Below are 22,857 nucleotides of genomic sequence, written 5' to 3'. Positions count from 1 at the left end.
GCTTAGCCGAGGTGACTCCTACATCACCTGGTGACTTAGCGTCCGGGGCGGCATGAAGACCCAGTGGGCGCCGCCCCGCAGAACTACGTCATCTCGACCCCCTCCCCGGAGGCTGGTCGAGGTGTGCCCAGACAGCACGAACACCCCACCGAAGGGCCAGCGAGCGCGTGCAGCTGCTGGCACCACGGCGGGGTGCAATGAGCCCGGTCTCAGGTACAGGTACCCTGATCACGTCGCCATCCTTCTGAGGCAAGGGTGTGCGGTAGGCCTTCGGACCCCCACTACAAGGTCCGTCCGGCCACGGTGGCCCCTCTCGCCTTGTCCAAGGGCGATCGACGGGGCCACTTTCTTTTTGATCAATACTGGGGCCACCCTACCGTTCCGTTCCCACTCCGAGTGGCCGTGGGGGGCACGTGTCGTAGCCAACAACGTGGCCGTGCTGTCGAACGCAGTTGACCCCGCATCAGCCTCGTGAACAGGCTTCTCCATGCCGTCCGTGCAGCAGAGGCGCCCCAGGGCTGCCTGCTCATGGCTCAGCTCTCCGGATCGAATGCTGGCAACGCGCTGACCGGCAGGACGTATGCGACTGTCGCGTCGTCGCTGCGCTTGAATCGTGGCCATCGGTCGCCAACCGGGTCGGCTTGCTCCGCTGCGCGAGTATGAGCGATCAGGGCCGCTGGCCCTTCGGTCCGCAGAATGTTGAGCAACTGGTCCCAGCTGAGCGCGCCAAATGTGTCGACGAGGCGGCTCGCGCCATCCGTCAGCAATGCGGCCTGTTGGACGTTGGCGAGGTCTACGGTGCCTGTGATCGCCTCGTCAGCAGCCGCCGGGTCGGTGGAGGCAACCCAGTAGCCGTTCGGATTGTTGCGGAGACGCCGCTGGACAGAGACGAGCTCGGAGACGCGCGCCGCATGCTCCTCAGTGCCAGTTGGGCCCCGTAGCGCAGCCCGCATTTCCTCGCCAGCTACTTCCTCAACCCGCTTGTCAGTGACTGTTTGGATGCCCCCATCACCGAGGTCAAGCACTAGCACGCTGTCGGAGAGCACCAGGTAGTCAAGCGCATCGGCGCGCTCGCGGAGCATCACGACGGTGGACGCAGGAACGGCCTCCTGGTCGAGTGAGCAGGAAGTGCTGTGCAGGTCGTTGACCTCGATGATCGCGGTGCGCAGCGCTTCGCGCAGAGGGATTCCGTTGTCACCGAGAAGATTGATCAGGCGGGTGCCGAGCTGCCGCACAACCCATGGAGTGCCGTGAATGCAGCCCATGGGTAGATCCGTAGGGGCAGACAGGCCGTCCAAGACGACGACTGCGGTGGGGCAGGCGTGGGCTGAGTCCTCGTTAGTGGTGCCCACACCTTTGGCCGATGCAATGGCTACCTGCACCTCAAGCCCCTTCCGGGCGGTAGAACGGCGTAATGCGCTCGCTTTCGACGATCTCCAGGGTCTCAGCATCGAACCGGCTGGAGATCAAGGTGGAAAACCGCCGCCCCTTGAGTTCGCGATGTACGGCGGCAAGCTCGTTGGTAAGCCAGTGCACCACGCCACCAGACCCACGGGCGTGGATGCCGGCGACATAGAGGAAGGTGCCCTGGCCATCTGGCCGCGGAAGCCTGCCGAAGTAGGCGATGTCAGCGCTCTCACCTTCGTCCATGGGAGAGCGATAGACCCGGCCTGTGGTGCGATCGATCAAGTGCCATCCCTTGGCGTCCTCGCCGAAGCGCAGGTGGGGGTCGCTCTCAAGGATCTGCTCGATGAGAGGCGATAGCCGCGGTCCGCAGATCACCACCAAGTTGGTCCTATTGAGGTGGACGTTGCCGCCGAGCGGGATTCGCTCAAAGACGGTTTCGAGACCCACCTCCTCGGCCAGCTCCCGGAGCCGCTCATAGGTCTGCACATCCTCGGTTGCGATCACGGGTCCCTGCACAGGCTTGTCGTGACCGTCCCTGAGCTTGCGCTCCTCTAGCTTCTCGGCGATGGCGACGATGACCTTCCCCGAGCCGAGGAAAAGACGCTCCGGTGGAAAGCCCTTCGCGAGCTGGCTCACACGCCCCTTGCTGATCCCAAGCTCCCCCGCCAGCTGGCTGCTGTTCAGCATGCCTAGACGCAACGTCTCGTTCATCGCCTCGTTGCGGATGACCTGCATCTCGTTGCCGTAGTCCGACACCCGGCCGGTGAGGGCGTGTGCGGCCTTGGCCCGCTCAAGCGGGTCCGATAGCTCCTTCAGCTGGGACAAGGTGACATCGAAAGCCGCATCCAGCTGCTCTCTAAACGAGCGCAGTGATTCCCCGTTTCCCATGGTGCCTCCTTCGTCGTCCCTGTTTACCGCACTAAACCCTACCGGTTCAAGGTGGTTGACGGGGTCCATGCCGTCGTCCTATGGTTTCGATGTGCAGACGGTTTAGCGCGCTAAACCGCATGGTTGCGCTAGCTATATCTGCACACCAGTGTCACACCGCAAAACAGCAGGCGTCACCGTTCTGCGGCGGCAGTGGGGTTGAGCCTTTGCTCCCCCGGCCGAGGCGTCTGTACCGCATATCGAGCACCACAGCACTACCCCGACCAGCGCTGCTGCGCTGTCTGTCCGTCAGGATCACCGGCCGCAAGGCCGGCCTGGCGTGGCAGAGAGAGCAGCACTCGCTCTATCTGCTGAAGGAGATCGTGATGGGGAAACGCGTGCGTCCCGGTCGTCGCATCCGCACCAAGCTCAACAACTACCGCGAGCCGCTGCTGCTCAGCACCATGGCCCCAGAGGACTTCAACGTTCGTCCGGACGAAGTGAAGTCGATCGCCTGCCCCGACTGCCGGACCTGGCGTCGGATCATGGGAGCTACCGACCTCAAGATCCGTGAGCACTGCATCTCGGGCCCGGAGGGCGTAAAGCCCTCTCTGTGCCCTGGTAGCCATCAGGCCGTCGTCGTCGACATCGACGTGCGGCGGTGGCAGGCCCGGCAGGACCGCCTCCTTCGAGATGCGATGCCGCAGGCCAACCGCCGCGCGGCCCGCCAGCACTACAAGCCTCTCCCGGCTCCGGCCGCGCCGGTTGCCCGGCTCAAGGTGGAGGTCACGCTGGAGTCGACCCGCCAGTCGTACCTCGCCCACCGCAAGGGGTGCACGCGGTGCGTCGGCGGCCAGCACTGCACTGACGGTGGCATCCTCGCCCGCCGCTACGTCCTCGCCCTCCAGGAGGAGCCCGCCCGGCGCAAGGCCCGCGAGCAACAGGAGCGCGAGGAGCGACGCATGGCACGTCGGCAGGCCGAGCGATGGCCGGCAGTCCGCGCCCAGCAGTGGGACAAGCGCGGCGGCGAGACGGTGGAGAGGACGAATAACCAGTGCACGGAACGAGCTGAAGGCTCGATCTCCGAGTACCGCGGCGCGGACGTACCGCTCACGCCGCTACGAATCACCGCCTGACTGCTGCTGAACCACCCACGGCCCCCACCGAGTGATTGGTGGGGGCCGCTTTGGCTGCTTGCACCCGATAACTCCCCAGTGGGGAGCCGCTGTCACCACACAGAACAGACAGGAGAGCCGATGTCCAAGGCCGACTTCCTCACCTTCCCGCAGATCATTGCGACCCACGGGGAACTCGTCAGCACCGTCATCGACCGCGACGCCTCCACCGACCCGGTCGGTTTCGTCAACGACGTGCAGGCCGCCATCGACGTCCTTCGCACCCTCAGGGACTACGACGTCGAGGTCTACGAGCTCACCTCCGCCCACCTGTACCTGACCGACGCGCTCCACGCCGTCGGGGCTGGGCAGGCCAACCTCCTGCGACGCGTCGACTATCGCTTCCGCGTCCTGGACAGGGACGAGCGCCGGTCGCTCAAGCGCCGCTTCACCAGCAAGCCCGCCCAGATCAAGGAGGCATGAATGGACTGGCGTCACCGCGCGGTATGTCGCGAAGAGGACCCCGAGCTGTTCTTCCCCATCGGCAATACCGGCCCGGCGCTCCTGCAGATCGAGGAGGCGAAGGCCGTGTGCCGCCGCTGCCCGGTCATGGAGCAGTGCCTCACGTGGGCGCTGGAGTCCGGGCAGGCCGACGGCGTCTGGGGCGGACTGTCCGAGGACGAGCGCCGGGTGCTGAAGCGCCGGATCTCCCGCAACCGCGCCCGCAACAAGGCCTGACTCGTACGAGCGCTCACGTTCCCCGGTTCCTCTCTCAACGCGGGAGGAGGAGCCGGGGTTCGTGGCCTGCTCGTCCGAGCTGGCCACGGCGACAGCCCCCGGGTGCGACCGGGGGCTGTCAGTACCAGGACCTGAAGTGGAGGACCTGATGGCCATCAGCATGGCACCTGTGATCACCCGGCCGAACACCGGAGTGGTCGACGAGGCGGCGCTGCGCCGTCTGCACGCTGAAGTCCGGCACCGGCTCCGCACCGCTGATGCCCTTATCTCCGCCTCTCGGCGTGCGCCGCGCACGCTGGATGAGATGCGGGACCGCCTGCCGCTGCCCCCGGTCGCGGCGACGGAGGAAGACCTCAACAAGGAGCTCGACAACCCGGCGGAGGACTGGGACCAGGCAGTGCCCCGCACCGTGTTGCCCCGGGCGGCCGGTAACGACATCTTCCGTTGGGCCTTGGTCGGCGGTGGTGTCCGGTGACGGTGACGCTTGCGGACCTGGAAGCCGCGCAGCAACGGGCCCGCGCGGATCTTGAGGCGTCGCAGCGGGCGATGGACGCGTACCGGCGGGCGGCTGCGGCCGTTGAGGAGGAAGCCCGCCGGCAGGCGGCCGCCCAGCAGCAGTGAGTGCAGGTGGCGCAGAAGGCCAGTCCTTCGGGGCCGGGGTCACTGCGCCACCGGCCAAGCCCGCTTCTGAAACGTCTGGCAGGAGCTCGTGCCCGACCTCTGCGGCATACGCCGCGCCCGCGCCGCTCAGCAGTTGGCGGCGCGGGCCCTCGCACTTCACGGATTTGCCCATCCGCGCACCCGCATGCTGCTCGCCGCCGCCGCTCTGGCTGCCGCGGGCCTGTGGGAGGCCGGCCACCGCGTCCGTGACCTCCACCCCACTCCCACTCCTTCACGAGGACATCGCCATGGAACACCGCAACACCCCGTCCACTCCGACCACTTCGACTGCTCCGGCGACGCGGCTTTCCGCCAGTGAGGGGCAGATCGTCTTCGCTACCGAGGTCGGCCCGCGTGTTATCGGCGGGATCTACCACAGTGCCTACTGGGACACCGTCTACCGCGTCGTCGGCATCCACTACGGGCCGGATGCCCTGGCGATGATCGGCTGGGATGCCGGATGGGCGATCACTGTCCAGGACGCCCAGGGCGTGCGCACCCACTGCACCGCCTGGGAGAAGGAAGACAAGATCGTCGCGCTTCCGGAGGCGACCGTCGTCTACCGGCCCTCGCACGGGGCCTTGCCGCTGCGGCACTACAGCAATCTTGAGGCGGCCCGCGCGCACGTCAGCGACCTGCTCGGCCGTGAGGAGCCCGGGGCGCTGCCGGTCTGGCTTGCGGACGATCTGGAGGACCCGCTCAGCCCCGTCGAAGCGTGCTTCTTCGGACGGGACGGGGAGCCGGGGCCCACCGGCTACGTCATCACCCCGCTGACCATCGCCGACCACTACGACGCGGCCGGCTGATCGCCATGGACGAGGACAAGGAGCCCACGGAAGCGGACAAGGACGAGGGGACAACCCCGACTCCCGAACCGACCAGCCGGCCCTACCCCCCGATCCGGCTCCGTGACCCGGACGGCCCCCGCCTCCCCTGACATCTCCACTGGCCCGCTGGCAGCAATGCGCAGCGCAGCTGCGTACCACCTGCAGCCAAGAGCACCCGCGGCCCGCACCAGCACCTGGTGCGGGCCGCTGCGCCGCACCACTACGCCCCCGCGGCCGATGAGTAACTGGCCTGGCGGTTGCCTCCCCTGCCCATCAGCGACGGGCAGGCGGCGGGGAGCCGGACAGTCCGGACTCCGAAAGGAGCGCCATGAAGAAGGACCGCAGCACGGACAAGCCGGTCTCGCGGGTGCGCATCAACCTCGGCGAGCGCACCAGCCCGGCCGACAAGCCCGAGAAGCCCGTTTCGCGGGTGCGCATCAACCTGCGCGGCAAGAGCTGACAGACCGCCCTGCCCGCGCTCCAAACGCGCTCGCTGTGGCCGCCGTCCTGGCGGCCACAGCGAGGCAGGCCCACCACGTAGTCCCCGTACATCCCACGCCCGGACGGGCGGAGAGGTAACAACCCATGAAGCTGTGGCCCTGGAAGCTGACCAGGCGTTCCGACCTCGACGAACTGCGCGCGGCCGCGGCCGCCGCCGTGATCGACAACCAGGAAGCGACGAAGCAGCGCGACGATCTCCGCGAGGAGAGGAACCAGCTGCTGAAGCAGCGCGCAGAGTTGCAGATCGAAGTCCAGGATCTGTCGAAGAACCTCCGCGACGCCCAGGCCGAGTACGAGCGTCTCCAGGAAGAGGCGGACACCAGCGCCAACACCGCGGACGGCCTGCGCTCCCAGCTGCGGATCCGGGACGAGGAAATGGCACGGCTCAAGGATGAGTTGGCCCACGCCCGGCATGGCGAGTCCGAGGTCTACGTCCTGCAGAGCAAGGGCGCCCCGATCAACGCCGCCCGCAGCTGGCAGGGCGCTGTGCAGGCGGCGGAGATGTTCGGAGTGCCGGCAGACAGCTGGGGGCCGTCGGCCGGCACCCGCACCGACGGCTGGACCATCACGGAGATCCAGCTGGTCGCGGACGCTCCGCCGGCGATTCCGTCGCAGGCTGGCCGCAATTAGAAACCGCCGCCGGCCAGCCTCGCGGACGGCACTGTCCTCATCCGCGGTGGCCGATAGGTCCGCTAACGAACTGTCAATCCCCACTACGTCTGACGGTGCCTGCTTGGCCCTCCCGCCCTCCTGGACGGGAGGGCCAAGTCATGAAGGGAGCCGGACAGCCGTTCATCCGCAGCTCCGAGAAAGGAACTGGCATGGCCTCGCGCAGGAACAGCGCCAAGTCGAAGCCGCCGGCGAAGAAGACGACCGCAGTACCGAAGAAGGTCGCGGCCGCGCCGAAAGAGCTGGCGCTCTCAGTCGCGTTGCCGAAGACCGGGGCTCAGGCCAGGCCGGTGCACGGGGACGCCGAGGAAGCTGACCGCCGTCTGTGCCAGGCCACCGCCGAGGTCGAGGGCGTGCGCAAGGCGGCCGGCCGTGAGGTGCAACGGTCCCGGGAGGAGGCCCGCCGGCAGGCGAAGGACATCACCACCACCGCCCGCGCGGCCGCCGCCCGGCACCGCAATCGCGCCAATCAAGCTGCCGCAGCGACCGTGCGGGAGGCCACGGACCGGGCCCAGGAACTGCTTGCCGACGCCCGGAGCCACGCCGCGGCCCTGAACGACCGGGCCCAGGCTCAGGCCCGGCAGGCCCGCAAGGAGGCCCACGGCCAGGCGCGGCAGATCCTCGCCGAGGTGATTGAGGAGATCGGCCGCCGTCTGCGGCAGGCCACCGCCGAGGCCGAGGGAGCACGAGCCGCCGGCGCTCGCGAGGCGCAGCAGACCCGGGAGGAGGCCCGCCGGCAGGCGAAGGAGACCATCACCTCCGCCCGCGCGGCCGCGGCCCGACACCGCGCACACGCCAATCGCGCGGCCGCGGCGATCCAGCGCAGCGCCCGGGAGCAGGCGGAGCAACTGCTCGTCGAAGCCCGGTCGCAGGCCGAGGCTCTCCTCGCCGAGGCCGCCGAGAAGGCCGACCGGATCAAGACGGATGCCGAATCGGAGCAAGCCCGGGCTCGTGTGGAGGCCGAGCAGCACCTCGCCAAGTCGCATCGTGAGGCCGATGCCGTACGGGCTCAGGCCCGCAGCGATGCCGACGAGCTGCGTGATCAGGGCAAGAGTGAGATCAACCAGCTCAAGGCCGACGCCGAAGCCGAGGCGCAGCGCATGCGTGCCGCGGGACGGTCGGAGGCCGAGCAGCTGACCTCCCAGGCCCGAGCGGTCGTTGAGGACGCGCAGCGAAAGCTGGACACGGCCCAGGACGAGGCAGACCGGCTTCGGCGCCTGGTCGAGGAGGACACCGAACGCCAGCGTACCGAGGCGGCCGAGGATGCCCAGCGCACCACCGCGGCCGCGAAGGCCGAGGCCGCCCGGTTGCTCAGGGACGCCCAGTACAGCGCGGACGCCACCAAGTCGCAGGCCGAGAAGCTGCTGGCCCACGCACAGGCACAGCTGACGATGGCGGCCGACCGGCAGAAGGAAGCCGATGCCGCCGCCGCGGACGCTGCCGAGCAGATGCGGCGGGCGACCGATCGCACCGAGCGGCGCCTGGCCCGCCGGCAGCTCAAGGACGACGCCCGCGCTCGGCGCCGTGATGCTGCTGCTGCGCGCAAGGCCAAGCGCCGCGCGGGCCGCCGATCCCTGATGGAGCGGCTGTCCGCGGTGTCGGGGTGGTGCCGGCGTTTGTCGGCTGCTCAAGCTCGCCGGGTGTTGGTCGCCGGGCCGATCCTGGCTCCGATGGCGGTGGCCTGGTGGTCTCAGATGGACTACGCCAAAACCGAATTCCACTGGTGGACGATCTTCGCGATCGGCTTTGCGGCGGCGTGGGAGTTGACCACGGCGTTCACCGGGTGGATGTACCACCAGGCCCGCAAGGCTGGGGATGCTGGCCTGCTGCACCGCATCTTCACCTGGATCTTCGCCGGGGGAGCGGCGGCGATGAACTACGCCCACCACTGCGGTAAGGACGGCGCCCCGACGCAGTCGGCGGTGTCCTTCGCCACGATGAGCATCGTCGGCATGGTGCTGTGGGAGCTGTACGCATCGCTGCTGCACCGCAAGGCGCTGCGGGCCAAGGGCCAGATCGCCAAGGCGCGTCCGCGGATCGGTGCCATCCGCTGGGTGCGCTACTTCCGTCATTCGTTCACGGCGTGGTCCCTGGCGATCACCGACGCCTCGCTTGCCACGCTGGATCAGGCGTGGAAGGCCGCCGAGAAGCGCCTGGCGGAACGGACCGCGGTCAAGGAGGGCTGGGCGCTGCACCGGGTGGTCATCCCGCGGGTCCGGACCGCTGATCACGGTCCGGCAGCCATCCCCACGGTCTTGACCCTGACCCGCATGGACCGGTCCGGACCGGTCTACCCAGCCCCTGCCGTCGGCCCGGTCCGCCACGGTCCGGACCGGGAACTGCCGGTCCGGACCGCGGTCCAGACCGCTGCAGAACCGGTCCGCGAGGCCGGTCCGGTCCGCGACGCGGCCACCGCCCAGTACGGGCCCACCGGTCCGGACCGGACCGACCGGACCGGATGGACCGGCCGGACTGCGACGGACCGCGCTGGTGGACCGCAGTCCGGTCCGGCCCACGGACCGGCTCACGGTCCGGACCGGACCGCCGGACCGGACCCGCAAGCCCCCGACCAGGGGCGGCGTGCGGTGCGCGGTCCGGACCGCACCGGCTTGGACCGTGAACCCGACCGCGGTCCGGACCGCCGGACCGACCCGGGCCTCACCGGTGGACCGGAGCGGACCGGCGAAGCAGCCGGGCACCCGGACCACGGACCGGAGCAGACCGTCATCACGCTGACCGCCCACGAGCGGACCGCTCTGGACCGCCTTCGGTCCGAGCAACTGCCGCTCAACCGCCAGAACATCGCTGAGGCGGTCCGGACCGCTGGCGGCACCATCGCCACCGACCGCGCCGGGATGATCGCCGTCGCCCTCAAACAGCACGTGGTGCGCTGACCACGACCGCTGCTCCTCCTGCCGACCGGTGTCGGCCCCAACCGCACCCCCAGGTGCGGGTGTGGGGCCGGCCACGGCCGCCAGGCGGCCACCGTGCGCCCGGCCCGCTTCCAGGGCCTGACCGGGCGCACGGTCCTTTCGCCGACCGTGCGGCGGCCCGCTTTCCAGGGCCCGGCCGCCGCACGGTCTCTCCCATTCAAGGAGCTGACCCAGCATGCCACTGCGCCCCATGCCCATCGCCCCCGGAAGCAAGCCCGACCCCCGCTTCGAGACGACCTACCAGGCGCCCCGCGGCGGCTGTTTCAAGGCCGAGCCCAAGCCGGTCCCCGGCACGCCCAAGAAGAAGAAGGAGGCCGGCTGATGGCGTTCTTCGGCCTCGTGGGCAACGACCAGAAGCTGGCCGCCACGACCTACCGCGACCACGAGTCGGCCTCCGACAAAGCCGCCCGCAAGCGCCGCCAGAGCCACCACCGCAGCGCGGCCGCGGCCGACCGCCAGGGGCAGGCGTGGGAGAACCGTGAGCGCGCCCGCCAGGACCGCGGAAGCTGGTGGCGGGGGTGAGCAAGGACCTGAAATCCGAGGATGCGCGCCGCGACCAGCGCACCCTGAAGGCGGTCGCCACCGTCGCCCCGACCAGCGCCGGCTCCGCCGCGTGCCGGACGGAGCTGGAGGTGTTCGACCGGGCCGCCAGCAGACGTGCGCCGCTGACCGACCGGATCAAGGCCGCCACGGCCTGTGCGAGGTGCCCCTTCACCGCCACCTGCGCATTTCGCGTTGCCATGCCGAGGGTCAGCTCCCGCGCCAAGGCCCGTTCTCTGAACCGCAATCGCGCCACCTGACCACCCGACGTTGCTGCGGGCCCGACCTTCGAAACGGGCGGGCCCGCCGCGTGCTCCTCCGGAGAGTGCTGTGTTCGCCTGCCTGCTGATCCGATGTCCCCGCCGCCTGCGGCACCTGCGCCGCCTCGCCGCCGCCACCGTGCCGGCCACCCGCACCTTGCTGCCCGGCCACCCCGCCCCACCCCGCACGGCTCTGCACGCACAGCCGACGCACCTGCCGCCCGCCTTCACCTCCGCCGAGCCCGTCCGCCAGCCCCAGGCCGCGCCGGAGGGCGACGACGAGCGTGGCGTCCAGGCCCGCCTGCAGACCGCGATCGACGGCCGCCCCCACACCCTTGGCCCGGAGGCTAACGATGGCTGACCCGGCGTACTCGTTCACCAAACCCGCCACCACCAGCTGGCCGCTGGGTGCCCCCGATGGTGGCTGCTGCGCCAGCTGCCCGATCCATTCTGGCTGCGCGCTCGCCGCCGACACCTACGTCGTGTGCCCCATCACCGGCAGCGTCTCTCCGCCGGCCCCGCCCGCTCGCATCCCCGCCCAGCCCACCGCCGCCGACGCCTACACGGACGAGCCGGCCAGCGAGCGGCGGTTCGATGTGACCGAGGTCGCCAGCCGTGGCGTGGAGGCCGCGATTTCCGGTGCGTTCGGGTTCGGCTGGACCGACCTGGCCACCGCCCTCATCGAGCGCAGCGCCGTGTGGGACTCCGAGGGCAACCGCGTCGACTGGGGCCGCCTGCAGATCAAACGCAACCTGCTGTGCATCGCCGTCGCCACGGCCGTGCCGCTGGGCGATCACACGGCGACCGTCTGGGTCGCCGAGGCCCTGAAGACCTACACCGTCAACGCGGTGTTCGTGCCCGCCGGCATGGCCCTGCCCTTCGTCGTGCCGGTGTTCGTCGGCAAGCACGCATCCGGCGCAGTCGGCTTCGTGTGCAAGGCCGCCTGGGGCCTGGCCACGGCCACCGCCCGCGCCACCTGGCGCCAGATCACCTCACCGCTGGGATGGGTCATCACCCGCCCCGCCATCTGGGCCGCCCTGTGCGGCCTGACCCTCGCCACCTGGCGTTTCGTCGTCTACCGCCTGACAGGAGCAGTCTGACCGTGAACCTCTTCGACAACCCCGGCGCCAACGCCGGCTTCGGCACCCTGGCCTGCGCCGCGATCGGCACCGTCGTCATCGTCGCCGGCTTCAAGTTCAAGTGGCTGCGCGCGAAGTGGACGGTGATCCTGGTCGGGGTGTTCATGCTGCTCGTGACGGTCAACTCCGGCGGCATCGCTGGTGAGATCGCCGGAGCCCTGCGGCACGTCCTCAACTTCGGTGGGGAAGCAGCTGTGAAGGGCGTCTCCGGCGCCAAGAGCACGCCGAATCCGCCGCACACCACCATCACCCCTGTCTCCGCCGGGGGCGCGGTCATCGGCCTGTGCGGCATCGCCTGGTATGTCGTGAAGCTCTTCGCAGCCAAGGGCAAGGCCAAGGACCTCAAGGAAATGATCGTCGGCGCGGGTGTCGGCATCTGCTACGGCACCGGCCTGGGGTTCACCGGGTTCTTCGTCGCCGGTGCGGTGCTGGCCGCCAACAACGTCGGCCTGTGGCTCGTTGGCGGCTGACCGGGCCGGGACGGTCCCCCACACCCACTGAGGGTGTGGCGGGCCGCCCCAGCCCGGACCACCCGCCCACCACGGAGGACAGAAGTGAGCACCACCCACCACACCGCCGGGGGCGAGGTCGTCCCCTACGAAGGCGAATACGTCTGGGCCGAAATCGTCGACGACGAGCCCGGCCCCCGCCCCGAGGAGGACCAGGAGCAGCCCACCGGCGCCCGCACGCGCCGCGGCGCGCACGGCCGCGCGGCGGTACGGGCTGCGGCCACCGTCCTGCGCGCCCTCGCCGGCCACACCGGCCCCGGCTTGCGCCATCTCGTCGCCGCGACCAGCCACTGGACCACCCTGGGCTACATGTCGGACGAGGAGATCCGACGCCGCCTGGTCAAGCGCCACCTCGACACCTACATCGAGCAGCGCGAGGACATCACCGCCGACATCAACCGCCTGGGCAAGAAGGCCCAGAAGCTCACCCGGGACGCCGTCGACTTCGGCCTGACCGCCGAGGAGGTACGCCGGCTCAAGGACGTTGGCACCGAGCTGAAGCTGCGCCGCAGCGCCGGTCAGGCGCTGACGAAGATCCCGTTCGACGTCGCAGGAGCACAGCCCAACGCTGAGCAGGTGCGCCGGTACCGCTCCGTGCGGGCGTTGGGCAGGTTCGTGGGCGTGCTGCTCCCCGCGGGGGCCGCCACCCTCGGCGCCATCCTGGCAGCTCCGCTGGCCGGGCTGGTGGCGGTGCCGGTCCTGGCCGGGGCTGCCTGGTGGCTGGGACGTCATCCGTTGGCCCTGACGCAGCGGGCCCTGCCCGCTGAGCTTGTCGGCCCCCGGGAGCTGGAGCCGCTGCCCGGGACGACCGAGGACGCCATCATCGCCTCGGACCCCGAGGCGGACGTGCTGCCGGAGGAGGTGATCCGGCTCAACGCCGCCCTGACAGCGGCCAGCCTGCTCCACTCTGCCAAGAGCATCGAGGTGCTCGACGGCCCGGACTACAGCGTCGGCAACGGCTACACGCTCGTTGCCGACCTGCCCAAGGGCGGGGGAAAACTGGTCCAGGACGTCATCGCCAAGACCGAGGTCCTCGCCGGCGAACTCGGCATCCCACCCATGCAGTTGGTCATCCGGGAAGTGCCGGCCGCAGAAGGCGGCCACGGGCGCCGGATGCACGTGTGGGAGGCGGAGCAGGACCCCTACCTGGCCGTGGGCCACGCCACCAGCCCCCTCGCCACCGCCGAAAGCTGGGATTTTTGGGCCGGCATCCCGCTGGGCCAGAGTATCCTGGGCGAAGCCAAGACCATCCCCACCGAGTTCGCAGGCGGCTTCACCAGCCACTTCTATTCGGGGATCATGCGGTTCGGTAAAACCGCCGCGATGCGCCTGGACGTCGCCGCCGGCCTCCTGGACCCCGGCGTGCGGCTGTACCTGGCCAACGGCAAGGGCGGCACGGACTGGAATGCCACAGTCGGGGTAGCGCACCGCTTCACTCAAGGCACCGACGAGGCCAGCCTGACCGCCTTCGAGGACCTCCTCGAAGAGCTCGTCGACGACATGAACGCCCGCTACCGCGACCTCGGCGACCTCGACCTGCATCTGGTCCCCGACGGGCGACTGACCCCCGAACTTGCCCGCAAGCACGGCCTGCCGGTCCTGCTTGCCGTCATCGACGAACTCCAGCTCTACCTGCTCGCTCTACCCCCCAAGCGCCGCGAACGGGCCCTGGAGAAGCTCAAGAACCTGCTGAGGGCCGGGCCGGCCGCCGGCGTCTTCCTCGTGGTGGGCACCCAGCGCCCCGACGGCGAAGAAGTCCCCACCGGCTTCCGCGACCTGTTCGGGGTGCGCGTCTCGGTGCGCTGCCTGGACTCCCGCTCCAGCCGCATGAGCCTGGGCGATCTGGCCTCCGACGCCGGAGCCGACGCTTCGGTCCTCACCGAGAACCACGTCGGCGTCGTCGTCGCGGCCACCGGTCACCGCTGGGAGATCCTCTCGTGCGACTTCCTGAGCCTGCCCGACTTCGCAGCCGTCTGCGAGCGCGCCCGCCAGATGCGCGAGCAAGCCGGCACCCTCACCGGCGACGCCGCCGGACAGCCCCGCATCACCGAACCACGCGAAATCCGCGCCGTCCGAGCCTGCCTCGCCGCCCTCGACGAGATGGACACCGACCGCGCCCGCGTCGAAACCCTCGCCGAAACCCTCGCCGAAACCATCGGCGCAGGCGACGAATTCGAGGACATCGACAAGACCCAGCTCGGCGCACTGCTACGCAAAGCCGGCTGCGGCAACGCCGTCAGCATCGGCGCCGTCGACAACCTCAAGAACGCGAAGGGTTACAAACGCACCGCCCTCCAGGGCGCCCTCGACGCCGCGAACAGCGCCGAATAAACCCGCTCGGCACCCGCTCCAAGGGCGCTCTGCACCCGCTCGATACCCGCTCGGCGCAACCCCGGCGAGCGGGTATTGAGCGCCCAGCGAGCGCCCTACGAGCGGGGCAGGCACTGCTCTGACCTGCGATCGAGCGGGTAGAGCGGGCCAGCAGCCGGGCCCCCCGGCAGAGGACCGGATCACCGCCTAGAAGCCAAAGAAGGGCCCTCAGCGGCCTCGCACCATCGCGGCCACCCCTACGCCAGGCCAACACCCACAAGCACCCACCCAGGGGCCGCTACTCAACGTCACTCCCGACGCCGCCGCACAGCGCCGGCTTCCGCCCACCCAGGAGAAAACGATCATGCGCCGGGACCTCTACCGCTGCCCCGTCTGCCGCACCACCAGCCCCCTCTGCCGGACGCGCGCAGGGCTCAAGGCCGAGGGCGAAAGCCACCGCCGGGTGCTCCACGGCGGCCACTCCCCCCGACGGTGAAAAGGACGGCGAAGTCGACCGCCGTGGTCGCTGGTACGCCGACCTCGGGCCGCTCGCCGCACTCCACGCCCGCCTCGCCGGATCCCACCCCGACGACGGGCCCTGCACACCGTGGGCCATGGCCGGCCACCACCACTGGCTCCTTAACGACATCCAGCCCCTGCCGCTGCCCGTGCCCTGCACCGGCGCCCTCGGCCTGTGGCGCCCCCCACCCCACGTTCTCGACCACGTCCGCACCCAGCTCACTCAACGGAACGAGGCCCCATGACCGTCTTCATCCGCAGCTGCCCTGCCTGCCAGTCCCCCGACACCGAGGACTACGGCCAGCCCATCCCGCATACCGACGACAGCGCCGACTGCGCCCGCTGCCGCACCTGCGGCCACTCCTGGTCCCTGGATCCGGGCGCCAACGGCTCGTGCACCAGCTGCGGCGGCAGCGGCCGCCTCGGCAACCAAAGCCCGCACGACCCGCGTTGCCCTTGCCACGAGGACATGCCTCAGCCGACGCCGTTATCGCTTGCTGTCCGCGCCGATGCCAACCTCACAGCCCAAGTCACCACCCTGGAAAGCCAGCTCGGCCGCTGCGACAGCAAAGCCTCCCTGCTCCTGGCCCTCACCGGCGCGCTGCTCGCCGGCCTCGCCACCAGCGCCCCCAGCCTCCAACCGCCCACGGTCGCCACCCTCATCGGCGTGCCGGGCATTGCCGCTGTGCTGGCCGCCACGTTCCTGCTCCTCCTGGCGGTCAGGCCCTGTACCCGCGGTGACGACCGCGCCTCCTGGCCCCACTGGGCACGCCTGCCCGCCGACCAGATCCGTATCCAGCTCGCCGAAGACCGCCGCGCCCAACAGATCGGTGTCCTGTCACAGCTTGCCGCCACCAAGTACCGCCGCATCCGCATCGCCGTCGACTGCATCATCAGCGGCCTCGGCCTTCTGACACTCGCAGCGATCACCGGCGCCGCCGGTGCGTGACACCACCCACGCGAAGGCCCCTGTGTGCCGCAACAATGCGGCACACAGGGGCCTTCTTTGCGTTCTGGGAGGCGGAGCCCCACAGTTTCCCGGGCGGGGTACTGCTTTTCAACGCCTGGCCGCCCCTACGCTGACTGTTCCCCCGGGGGTAAGGCCGATGCCGTCGGACGCGAGGACGCCGTCGGCGAGTCCAGCGAGGTGAAGGTGCCGTCGATGTCTTCTCCCGTGGTACCTCGGCGGCCGGAACGTCGTTGAGTCGTCCGTGACGGTCGGCCCTCTCAGCCGGTGGCCATTGCGAGCTCCGCGAAATGGAGCCGGTACGGGGCCCGGCACTCGCCCTCCCCGCCGATGATCAGGTCGGTGGCCTTGGTGACTCCAGCGGCTTGGGCAGTGCGCACGATCAGGGCCGCCATCTCCGAGGCACGCACTTCTCCGGGACCGCCCGCGTCGATGCGCCACGGCGGCTGACCGTCGTCTTCGGGGCGGATGCGCCCTTCCGGCAGCGACTCCCGGCGGTTCCACCCAAGCTGGGCCGCGTTCTCGCCGCGCGCTGCCTCCTCGACCATGTACTCGCAGTACCCGAGGTAGAGGCGGTCGTCGCAGACGATGTCGAACATGATCGGGCAGGCCTCACTGACCCGGCCGTACAGGGGCAGGCACTGGGACACCCCGGTCGCGACCGTTTCCGAGGGCAGCGTCCGCAAGAATGCACCGAGCGAGACCCGCAGGGTGTCCCAGTCGCCGGCCAGCTCCCACCGCGGGTGCTGCAACGGCGCTCCGCAGTCCTCCAGGACGCCGACAAAGCCCCGCCCGGCCAGTGAGTACCACCTCTCCCACGCTTCGCTGGGCTGCAACACCAGCTCCGGCCCGTCCGCCCCAGCCCGCAGTTCCAGGGTCACCCGCTCCGTGCGCCAGCGCAGAAACGGGCTGCCCCACAGGGGCCGCGCCTCGCGCCGTCCGTACGGACCGGTGCTCCCATGACTGCCGGCATACGTTGCCTCCCCGAGCACTCGGCGCACTGCATCCGCCGCGCGTCGGAACTCCTCGGCCTGCGCCCGCGGTTCCGGGGCGGGCCGGCTCAACGGCACCACGAGCTCCAGGTACTCCTCCAGCGGGGCCCACTCCCTCTCAGCGGTCCCGACAGGGATGAGTGTCGCGTCCCCTCCCGGCAGCCCAGTCACCGCGCCCACCGGGCCGCCAGGGGCACCAGTCCACTCCCAACCGAGCCCTCGAATGAGGCTGCGCATATCCGCCTCGCTCCAGAGCAGACCAACAAAACGGCTCGTCAACTTCTGGGCAAGGGCGCCTATGTCATCACTGCTGATCATGACTGCATTGCTATCAGCTCCCACCGACAGCGCCGATCGCGTGACCGTGCGAGCGCTACGGATGGCGCACCGCCACTAGCCGACGACGCCTATCGGCAAGAGCGGCGCTCCTGAAGGTGAAGGGATCCGCTACCTCAGCGCGACCTGCAGTCGAAGGCGGGCGATGTGCTGGAGGCGGAGGACATCACGATCCAGGAGCAGTCCCCCACCTGCGGCAGGTCCAGCCGTACCAGCTCTATCTCCCACTCCCCCGGCCGCGCCGCAGCGAGCGGTGCCGGCGTTCGTCTGGAAGTACAGCGCCATCGCTCTGTCGACCGGCGGCGGCATCGCGCTCGCCGGTGTCGGCGTCGGTGCTGCCGCTCCGACCCTCGCGCAGTTGCACGCCATCCTCACGGCGACTGGCCAGGCCGTGATGAGCGTGGCAGGCCTGTTCGTGCTGATCTTCCTGGCGCTCGCCGTACGCGGAGCCTCGCGGGGAAACGGCGGGGGCGGCACCACGGTCAACATCCGCAAGGCGGTCTTCCGGCGTAGCAAGTTCCACGGATGAGCCGGGCTGCCTGCCTCGCCCCCGCCCCGCTCCGGGCGCGGGGACGGGACAGGCCGCCCGGCCCGGGCTTCGCTGAACTGAGTAGCGCGGCTACCACAAAGTCCCCGATGGAACTTTCGTCAACTCATCCCTGCGTGCCATGGGATACGACTATCTTGCGTCTTGAGCAGAGTGCGTGATCAGGAACGGACGGGGCACACCACGACAGGTTGGTGTGCTGGCAGCAGATCTGCAGGGGGTCCTGAGACAGCCGGTTGGAATCCGATCCCGTCTCTCAATGGCCTCGTCGTCCCCGGAATGTCACGTGCGGTCTCCAACGTCCCGCGCTCAAGGCGGCGGGGCACCTGACGAGCGAGGTCTCATCAGTGAGTCGCACATCTGTACAGCTGACGGACGAAAACGGCGATCTCATCCAGATTGATCGCGTCCCCGGCCCACTTCCGGTTGCGGAGGCCAAGGAGCTCGGTCAGCTCCGCCGGGCCATGCGCAACAATCCGCGGATCAACCTCTCGGACGAGGCGATTGAGGTGGCGGTCGGCGGTTTCCTCGACATTCCGCGCTTGACCGTCTTGGCCACCCACAAGAACAATGTCGACGGCCTCAACTCCTTCTATGCGGGAGTCACCCAACTCCTGGTACTTGAGGGGCTCTTCGACGCCGAATGCCTCTCTACGGCCCTCGGTAACCCGCGGTTGTCCGGTCAGGTCAAGGCCCCGCCGGCGCCAGCTCCCACCGGTGTCCGGAACGCATTTGGTGAGCTGTTGTCACAGCTCAAGGTTGAGTTCGAGAGCCCTGCCCATGCGCGCAAAGTCGTCGAGGACGTGGCACGCGAGACGCTGCGCCAGGAGGGGGCCGACTACAGCGACTCCATCCTCAGCAACGGTGTCATGACCCCGGTCGAGGCAGTGCTCACCGAGGTCCGCTATGCCGATGACAGCTCGGCGACGTTGACCGCCGCGCTGATCGACGGCTCCTCGCGCAGCGTCAGCGCGGCGGCGGCCCGTCACTACGACCCGGACGCGACTCCCGCAGCGCAAGCCCGTATTGTCGCCAGTACTTTCGGCGACAACTTCACTGCATCCCGAGCCGCGCGCCGCCGTGCGTACAACCGCGACGCCGAGCGCCACAACGCCGCTTTGGCGCGCGATGGCCTGACAATGGCTACCCTGCGCCAGCTCCAGACCCGCGCTGTACCAGTGCGACTGATCGTGGGCGCGGTCCTGGCCGAGGACGAGGCCGACGACGTGCTTGCAGCTGCCGTCGCTACGGCACAGAGCTCCCGGCACATCAGCGTCAACCGCTGGAGCGATGCAGCCCAGGACGCCATGACTGCCCGTCGGATGGTCAACCATCTCTTGCATAGGCAGTTGGTCATCCCGGAGTTCGCCGCGCTGGTCGCCGACGAGGAACTGACGGCCGAGCAGATCTCCTCCCTCGTCCCCGGCTGCGACAGCGATGCGATGTACGGGCTTGACGGCCGCATCCACCCTCTGTGGCGGGCCGTGCTGATTGTTCACACCCTGACGCGGTACAAGGTCTTCGATGAGGCCAAGCGGTTCATCCGCAGTGACCGCGGCTTCGGGCAGGTGCGTGATGACCGTTACGCCGGGTTCCTCGGTGTTCTCATCGACATGTCCTGGCGGGCGGCCAAGCCAGCCACCACAGACGTGGCCCGCCGAGCCTGGCGTAACGGAGGCGTCCTGTACCCGGGCGTCTTTGACGAGTGGAAGCCCGTACCGGCCAGTGCCGAGCGGCTGCGCAAGCTCGCCGACGACGGCGACACCAACGCGCAGCACACTCTCACGGTGCTCGCTGGCACTGCCTTGATGGCAGACGCCGTGCTTACGCGGGACACCGGCAGTAAGGTCGACGATGGCCGTGTGCCGTACCGGGCAACTCCGCCCGTTGTCCTCGCCCCGTGGACATCAACCGTCCGGGGTCGCTGGCAGGCCAAGACCGTGGTGGAGACCTTCGACCCGAACAGAGCTGGCGGCACCGGCGAAGGCAAGTCCGTTCAGGCTCACTACACCTACGCCCATGTCGATGAGGCCGGCGAGCCAATTCCGGACGGCGCCACCCACGAGATTCTCCTCGAGAAGCACCTGTTCACGCAGGCCAACCCCGAACGTGTTGCCGACGAGCAGAAGAAGCGCCGCCAGGAAAAGGTGAAGCGGGAGGCAGAGCAGAAGATCACGCGGGAGGAACGGAATGAGAAGAGCCGCATCGATCTCCTCAACACAATCGGCGAAGCCCGTGCTGTCGTCGACCGCCTCACGGTGGAAGCCCGTGACTTTCCCTCCCCGCTGACGGAACATCCGATGGGTGGTCTGGCAGATTGGACTCAAGTCCACGGAAACCTGCGTGGACTTGAGTACGCACTGCTTGACGTGCGCCCCCCGGCCGAGACCGGGCCAGCACGGTTCCGGGATGCAGACCGGCGGGAGGCGTGAGATGCCGCCTTACACGCTCGCCACGGATCCCCGGCAGTAGCATGCTGCAGCTGTAGCGACCTGGGAGCATGGGAGCCACGCAGCACACCGAGGTCGCAGTACAAGGAAGGCCCGGTAGCACAGAGACTCTTGGCTACCGGGCCTTCCTTGCGTTTCGGGCAACGCCCTCGATCACGCCTTGGTGGAGACGTGCTCCACCAGGTGGTCGGTAAGAGCCGCCAGGTCCTCATACGAAAGGTGCCGCGCAAGGTCAGCCGCGATCTGCTTCGGGTCGCGAAGGACCAACGTGACATCTGTGGCAAGGCCCTGCTGGGCTGGTACGCGAGGCGAGGCGGCGGCTGACTTCCGTGCTGGTTTGTTGTCCGCGGACAACAAACCAGCGTCCGCTGAACCGTTCGCCTCCCCACTGGAACCGTTCCGAACCAGAGCGGCGTCACCTTCGTCCGAGTTGTTGTCCGCGGACAACAACTCATCCGTCTGCCTGCCACCACCATGGTCCGGTCGCGCTTCAGCTTCGCCTGAGGACCTGATCCCGCTCTGAATGTTGTCCGCGGACAACAAACCGTCTTCAGCCGCAGACCGCAGCGCGCTGATCTCCGCCTTCTCCTGGGCCTTGGCCTCAGCCTGAGCCTCCTTGCTCGCCTTCAGGAACTCCAGCAGGCCAGCCGCATCGGACTCCGGGACATCCTTGACGCGCCGCGCCAAGACCCGACCGTCACGCTCAGGAAGACTCCCCGAACTCAGCATGGCCTGGATTTCCTCCGGAAGATCCAGAAGAACCAACTGGTTGGTCACCCACGACCTGTCCTTGCCCAGCCGCTCAGCAGCCCGGGCTCGTGCGCCTCGTTCCGCCTGCTCGGCACACACCGCCACGAGCTGCTTCACGCCACGGGCACGTTCGATGACATCGAAGTCCTCACGTGCGAGATTCTCCTGAAGCAGGTGGTTTATGAACTCCTCGCGGGACGCTGCCAGATCGTCCCGGACAACGAAGTCCAGGGCTTCCAGGCCGACATGCACGGCACTGTGGTAGCGCCGCTCGCCGTTGACCAGCACATGCTGGGCATCGCCGATCCGCTCTGCGTGATCGGGCCAAAGGGCCAGGTAAGCCTCACGAGAGACAGCGACGCAGGCAGCCAGCTGCGCCTGGCGCAGCTCCTCGCCGAAGCGCGTCTTGTCCTCGTCCGTGCCGAAGTTCCGACGTGGATTCAGCGGAGTGGGCGCGACCTGATCCAGCTGCAACCGCACCAGTTCATAGGAGGGCACGCTGCCCTCGGTCACTGCCTTGGCGCGGCCGCGGGCACTGCGTCGGGCCCGACTGAAGCTGGCTCCCTCGCCTACCTTGTCGGCGATGCTCATCCGTGGATCCTCCGGGCGATGTTGCGCAGCACGGTGGCTTGCTCGCAGTCAGGTTCGTAGGCCAGCAGAGCCTTCTTCAGGCGCACGGCTTCGCGCTGTTCCTTGAGTTCGGGGACGACGCCGAGGACAGGGCCATCGCCGATGGACTCCCATTGCGTCAGGGAGGAGGTGGCGATGTAGCCGTTGCGACTGTCGTAGAGGTTGACGACGAAGCCCAGCAGGTCGATGTCGACCTTCAGGTCTTCAGAGAGGTCCTCCATCTGGTCAGCCAGCATGTCGTATGCGTCGGCTGACGAGTCCTCGGCTTGGACAGGGATCACGATGCCGGACTGACTGGGTTCTTCACCTTCCCGGGTCCGGCTGTAATACAGCGCCGTATCCATGGCGTACCCGAGGCTGGGCGGGCAGTCCACCACGATGAAGTCGAACTCCTGCTCAAGAGCGGATAGTGCGCGCTCCAGTGCGGTCTCCTTGATGCGCACGGCGCGAGTGGTCGCCAGCTTGGCGTCAAGGAGGAAGGCGTCACGGCAGGCCGGCAGCAGCCACAGCCGGCCTTCAAAGTCGCCGCCCTCTATGGGGACCAGAAGACTGCGGATGTCCCCCTCGGAATCACCGAGCATGTGCTTGGCCAGACTGGGCTCGCTGATATCGAGCATGTCGTAACCGAGCTGCTTGGTGAGGTGCCCTTGGGGGTCAAAGTCAATGAGCAGCGTGCGCTTACCCATCTCGGCGAGGGCCTGCGCGACGCCGGCCGAGACGGAGGTCTTGCCTACACCGCCCTTCTGATTGCCGAAGATGATGCGGCGAGCACCAGTGACCCGTGGGGGAGTGGGACGAGGAGAGGGATGCGTATCGAGCCAGAGGCGGATGGCCTGCGCTACCCCTTGGTTATAGGAGATTTTCCGCGGCTTGCAGGCCTGCTTGAGCTTTTCGTACAGCCCGGTGGGCAGGTAGGTCGAGAACGAAGAGCCGCCAGCAGTGTCTACGGCAGGGTGGCTCTTCCGGCCGAGCCAGGCGGTGACACCAGCGGTGACTGCGTCCTGAATGTCGGTGGAGAGCTCGGCGGCGCGCACCTTGAGCTCTCTTCGCAGGTCGACAGGCAGTTTGGCAACTACCTTTTCCCGGTCATCCGGGTTGTACGGAGCTGTCATGGCGCTACCTTAGTACCGTGAGCGATGAAAGCGCGTACCCCCCAGGCGTGTCGGCGAACTGCAGTAGCGCCCGTCCACA

24 protein-coding genes are annotated in these 22,857 nt (G+C 68.8%); 19 read left to right on the top strand and 5 right to left on the bottom strand.

The window, feature by feature from the left end; translation table 11 throughout:
• Positions 1–533: 533 nt before the first annotated feature.
• Positions 534–1,382: a hypothetical protein gene (locus AB0G35_RS24185; protein WP_360953130.1), complete on the bottom strand. Its 849-nt coding sequence runs from the start codon at positions 1,380–1,382 to the stop codon at positions 534–536.
• A gap of 1 nt (position 1,383) precedes the next feature.
• On the bottom strand, positions 1,384–2,364 hold the full coding sequence (locus AB0G35_RS24180) for a sigma-70 family RNA polymerase sigma factor (RefSeq protein WP_360953127.1): 981 nt from the start codon (positions 2,362–2,364) through the stop codon (positions 1,384–1,386).
• Positions 2,365–2,660: 296 nt separating this feature from the next.
• Between AB0G35_RS24180 and AB0G35_RS24175 the strand changes: the two genes are divergently transcribed.
• The 17 genes from AB0G35_RS24175 to AB0G35_RS24095 all read left to right on the top strand — a co-directional run bounded on the left by AB0G35_RS24175 (position 2,661) and on the right by AB0G35_RS24095 (position 15,943).
• On the top strand, positions 2,661–3,410 hold the full coding sequence (locus AB0G35_RS24175; RefSeq protein WP_360953124.1) for a hypothetical protein: 750 nt from the start codon (positions 2,661–2,663) through the stop codon (positions 3,408–3,410).
• 120 nt (positions 3,411–3,530) lie between these two features.
• Complete coding sequence (locus AB0G35_RS24170) at positions 3,531–3,872, top strand: hypothetical protein (RefSeq protein ID WP_360953121.1); 342 nt, start codon at positions 3,531–3,533, stop codon at positions 3,870–3,872.
• Positions 3,873–4,127, top strand: a complete 255-nt coding sequence (locus AB0G35_RS24165) for a WhiB family transcriptional regulator (protein WP_360953118.1) — start codon at positions 3,873–3,875, stop codon at positions 4,125–4,127.
• 136 nt (positions 4,128–4,263) lie between these two features.
• Positions 4,264–4,602, top strand: coding sequence for a hypothetical protein (locus AB0G35_RS24160; RefSeq protein ID WP_360953115.1), 339 nt, complete (start codon positions 4,264–4,266; stop codon positions 4,600–4,602).
• Complete coding sequence (locus tag AB0G35_RS24155; RefSeq protein WP_360953112.1) at positions 4,599–4,748, top strand: hypothetical protein; 150 nt, start codon at positions 4,599–4,601, stop codon at positions 4,746–4,748. Before AB0G35_RS24160 ends, AB0G35_RS24155 begins: the two co-directional genes overlap by 4 nt.
• Before the next feature lie 287 nt (positions 4,749–5,035).
• Positions 5,036–5,593: a hypothetical protein gene (locus tag AB0G35_RS24150; protein ID WP_360953109.1), complete on the top strand. Its 558-nt coding sequence runs from the start codon at positions 5,036–5,038 to the stop codon at positions 5,591–5,593.
• Between the two features lie 349 nt (positions 5,594–5,942).
• The gene (locus AB0G35_RS24145; protein WP_360953106.1) at positions 5,943–6,074 is read left to right on the top strand and encodes a hypothetical protein; all 132 of its coding nucleotides are present in this window, start codon (positions 5,943–5,945) and stop codon (positions 6,072–6,074) included.
• Positions 6,075–6,199: 125 nt separating this feature from the next.
• Positions 6,200–6,745, top strand: a complete 546-nt coding sequence (locus AB0G35_RS24140) for a hypothetical protein (protein WP_360953103.1) — start codon at positions 6,200–6,202, stop codon at positions 6,743–6,745.
• A gap of 191 nt (positions 6,746–6,936) precedes the next feature.
• Positions 6,937–9,678, top strand: coding sequence for a hypothetical protein (locus AB0G35_RS24135; protein WP_360953100.1), 2,742 nt, complete (start codon positions 6,937–6,939; stop codon positions 9,676–9,678).
• A 214-nt stretch (positions 9,679–9,892) separates the two neighbouring features.
• Positions 9,893–10,039: a hypothetical protein gene (locus tag AB0G35_RS24130; protein WP_360953097.1), complete on the top strand. Its 147-nt coding sequence runs from the start codon at positions 9,893–9,895 to the stop codon at positions 10,037–10,039.
• Positions 10,039–10,239, top strand: coding sequence for a hypothetical protein (locus AB0G35_RS24125; RefSeq protein WP_360953094.1), 201 nt, complete (start codon positions 10,039–10,041; stop codon positions 10,237–10,239). Before AB0G35_RS24130 ends, AB0G35_RS24125 begins: the two co-directional genes overlap by 1 nt.
• On the top strand, positions 10,236–10,517 hold the full coding sequence (locus tag AB0G35_RS24120; protein ID WP_360953091.1) for a hypothetical protein: 282 nt from the start codon (positions 10,236–10,238) through the stop codon (positions 10,515–10,517). Before AB0G35_RS24125 ends, AB0G35_RS24120 begins: the two co-directional genes overlap by 4 nt.
• A gap of 70 nt (positions 10,518–10,587) precedes the next feature.
• The gene (locus AB0G35_RS24115) at positions 10,588–10,878 is read left to right on the top strand and encodes a hypothetical protein (protein ID WP_360953088.1); all 291 of its coding nucleotides are present in this window, start codon (positions 10,588–10,590) and stop codon (positions 10,876–10,878) included.
• Complete coding sequence (locus AB0G35_RS24110; RefSeq protein WP_360953085.1) at positions 10,871–11,617, top strand: hypothetical protein; 747 nt, start codon at positions 10,871–10,873, stop codon at positions 11,615–11,617. Before AB0G35_RS24115 ends, AB0G35_RS24110 begins: the two co-directional genes overlap by 8 nt.
• A gap of 2 nt (positions 11,618–11,619) precedes the next feature.
• The gene (locus tag AB0G35_RS24105; protein ID WP_360953082.1) at positions 11,620–12,126 is read left to right on the top strand and encodes a hypothetical protein; all 507 of its coding nucleotides are present in this window, start codon (positions 11,620–11,622) and stop codon (positions 12,124–12,126) included.
• A gap of 84 nt (positions 12,127–12,210) precedes the next feature.
• Positions 12,211–14,496: a hypothetical protein gene (locus tag AB0G35_RS24100; RefSeq protein WP_360953079.1), complete on the top strand. Its 2,286-nt coding sequence runs from the start codon at positions 12,211–12,213 to the stop codon at positions 14,494–14,496.
• Between the two features lie 739 nt (positions 14,497–15,235).
• Positions 15,236–15,943: a Pycsar system effector family protein gene (locus AB0G35_RS24095; protein ID WP_360953076.1), complete on the top strand. Its 708-nt coding sequence runs from the start codon at positions 15,236–15,238 to the stop codon at positions 15,941–15,943.
• Positions 15,944–16,221: 278 nt separating this feature from the next.
• Here the strand turns inward: AB0G35_RS24095 and AB0G35_RS24090 are convergent, their stop codons facing one another.
• Positions 16,222–16,842, bottom strand: a complete 621-nt coding sequence (locus AB0G35_RS24090) for a hypothetical protein (protein ID WP_360953073.1) — start codon at positions 16,840–16,842, stop codon at positions 16,222–16,224.
• Positions 16,843–17,542: 700 nt separating this feature from the next.
• On the opposite strand from AB0G35_RS24090, the gene AB0G35_RS24085 reads away from it, so the two are divergent.
• Positions 17,543–17,818: a hypothetical protein gene (locus AB0G35_RS24085; RefSeq protein WP_360953070.1), complete on the top strand. Its 276-nt coding sequence runs from the start codon at positions 17,543–17,545 to the stop codon at positions 17,816–17,818.
• Positions 17,819–18,183: 365 nt separating this feature from the next.
• Positions 18,184–20,268 (top strand): hypothetical protein, encoded by a 2,085-nt coding sequence (locus AB0G35_RS24080; protein ID WP_360953067.1) that lies wholly within the window; start codon positions 18,184–18,186, stop codon positions 20,266–20,268.
• Between the two features lie 171 nt (positions 20,269–20,439).
• Here AB0G35_RS24080 and AB0G35_RS24075 read toward each other — a convergent pair whose 3' ends face one another.
• Together AB0G35_RS24075 and AB0G35_RS24070 are read right to left on the bottom strand one after the other, a co-directional pair.
• A complete protein-coding gene (locus AB0G35_RS24075) occupies positions 20,440–21,627 on the bottom strand; it encodes a ParB/RepB/Spo0J family partition protein (RefSeq protein ID WP_360953064.1) in 1,188 nt (395 codons plus the stop codon).
• The gene (locus AB0G35_RS24070; protein ID WP_360953061.1) at positions 21,624–22,778 is read right to left on the bottom strand and encodes a ParA family protein; all 1,155 of its coding nucleotides are present in this window, start codon (positions 22,776–22,778) and stop codon (positions 21,624–21,626) included. Before AB0G35_RS24070 ends, AB0G35_RS24075 begins: the two co-directional genes overlap by 4 nt.
• Positions 22,779–22,857: the final 79 nt, after the last annotated feature.

Origin of the sequence: Streptomyces sp. NPDC021749 (genome assembly GCF_040640655.1) — a bacterium.
Lineage (GTDB): Bacteria > Actinomycetota > Actinomycetes > Streptomycetales > Streptomycetaceae > Streptomyces.
Note: the sequence above shows the minus strand (reverse complement) of the source record. Positions and strands in the feature narration are given on the sequence as shown.

Bases quoted from the DNA above. Each gene is read 5' to 3' on its own strand.
- AB0G35_RS24180 (WP_360953127.1), bottom strand. From the start codon at position 2,364: ATGGACCCCGTCAACCACCTTGAACCGGTAGGGTTTAGTGCGGTAAAC.
- AB0G35_RS24175 (WP_360953124.1), top strand. From the start codon at position 2,661: ATGGGGAAACGCGTGCGTCCCGGTCGTCGCATCCGCACCAAGCTCAAC.
- AB0G35_RS24170 (WP_360953121.1), top strand. From the start codon at position 3,531: ATGTCCAAGGCCGACTTCCTCACCTTCCCGCAGATCATTGCGACCCAC.
- AB0G35_RS24165 (WP_360953118.1), top strand. From the start codon at position 3,873: ATGGACTGGCGTCACCGCGCGGTATGTCGCGAAGAGGACCCCGAGCTG.
- AB0G35_RS24150 (WP_360953109.1), top strand. From the start codon at position 5,036: ATGGAACACCGCAACACCCCGTCCACTCCGACCACTTCGACTGCTCCG.
- AB0G35_RS24145 (WP_360953106.1), top strand. From the start codon at position 5,943: ATGAAGAAGGACCGCAGCACGGACAAGCCGGTCTCGCGGGTGCGCATC.
- AB0G35_RS24140 (WP_360953103.1), top strand. From the start codon at position 6,200: ATGAAGCTGTGGCCCTGGAAGCTGACCAGGCGTTCCGACCTCGACGAA.
- AB0G35_RS24135 (WP_360953100.1), top strand. From the start codon at position 6,937: ATGGCCTCGCGCAGGAACAGCGCCAAGTCGAAGCCGCCGGCGAAGAAG.
- AB0G35_RS24130 (WP_360953097.1), top strand. From the start codon at position 9,893: ATGCCACTGCGCCCCATGCCCATCGCCCCCGGAAGCAAGCCCGACCCC.
- AB0G35_RS24125 (WP_360953094.1), top strand. From the start codon at position 10,039: ATGGCGTTCTTCGGCCTCGTGGGCAACGACCAGAAGCTGGCCGCCACG.
- AB0G35_RS24110 (WP_360953085.1), top strand. From the start codon at position 10,871: ATGGCTGACCCGGCGTACTCGTTCACCAAACCCGCCACCACCAGCTGG.
- AB0G35_RS24095 (WP_360953076.1), top strand. From the start codon at position 15,236: ATGACCGTCTTCATCCGCAGCTGCCCTGCCTGCCAGTCCCCCGACACC.
- AB0G35_RS24075 (WP_360953064.1), bottom strand. From the start codon at position 21,627: ATGAGCATCGCCGACAAGGTAGGCGAGGGAGCCAGCTTCAGTCGGGCC.
- AB0G35_RS24070 (WP_360953061.1), bottom strand. From the start codon at position 22,778: ATGACAGCTCCGTACAACCCGGATGACCGGGAAAAGGTAGTTGCCAAA.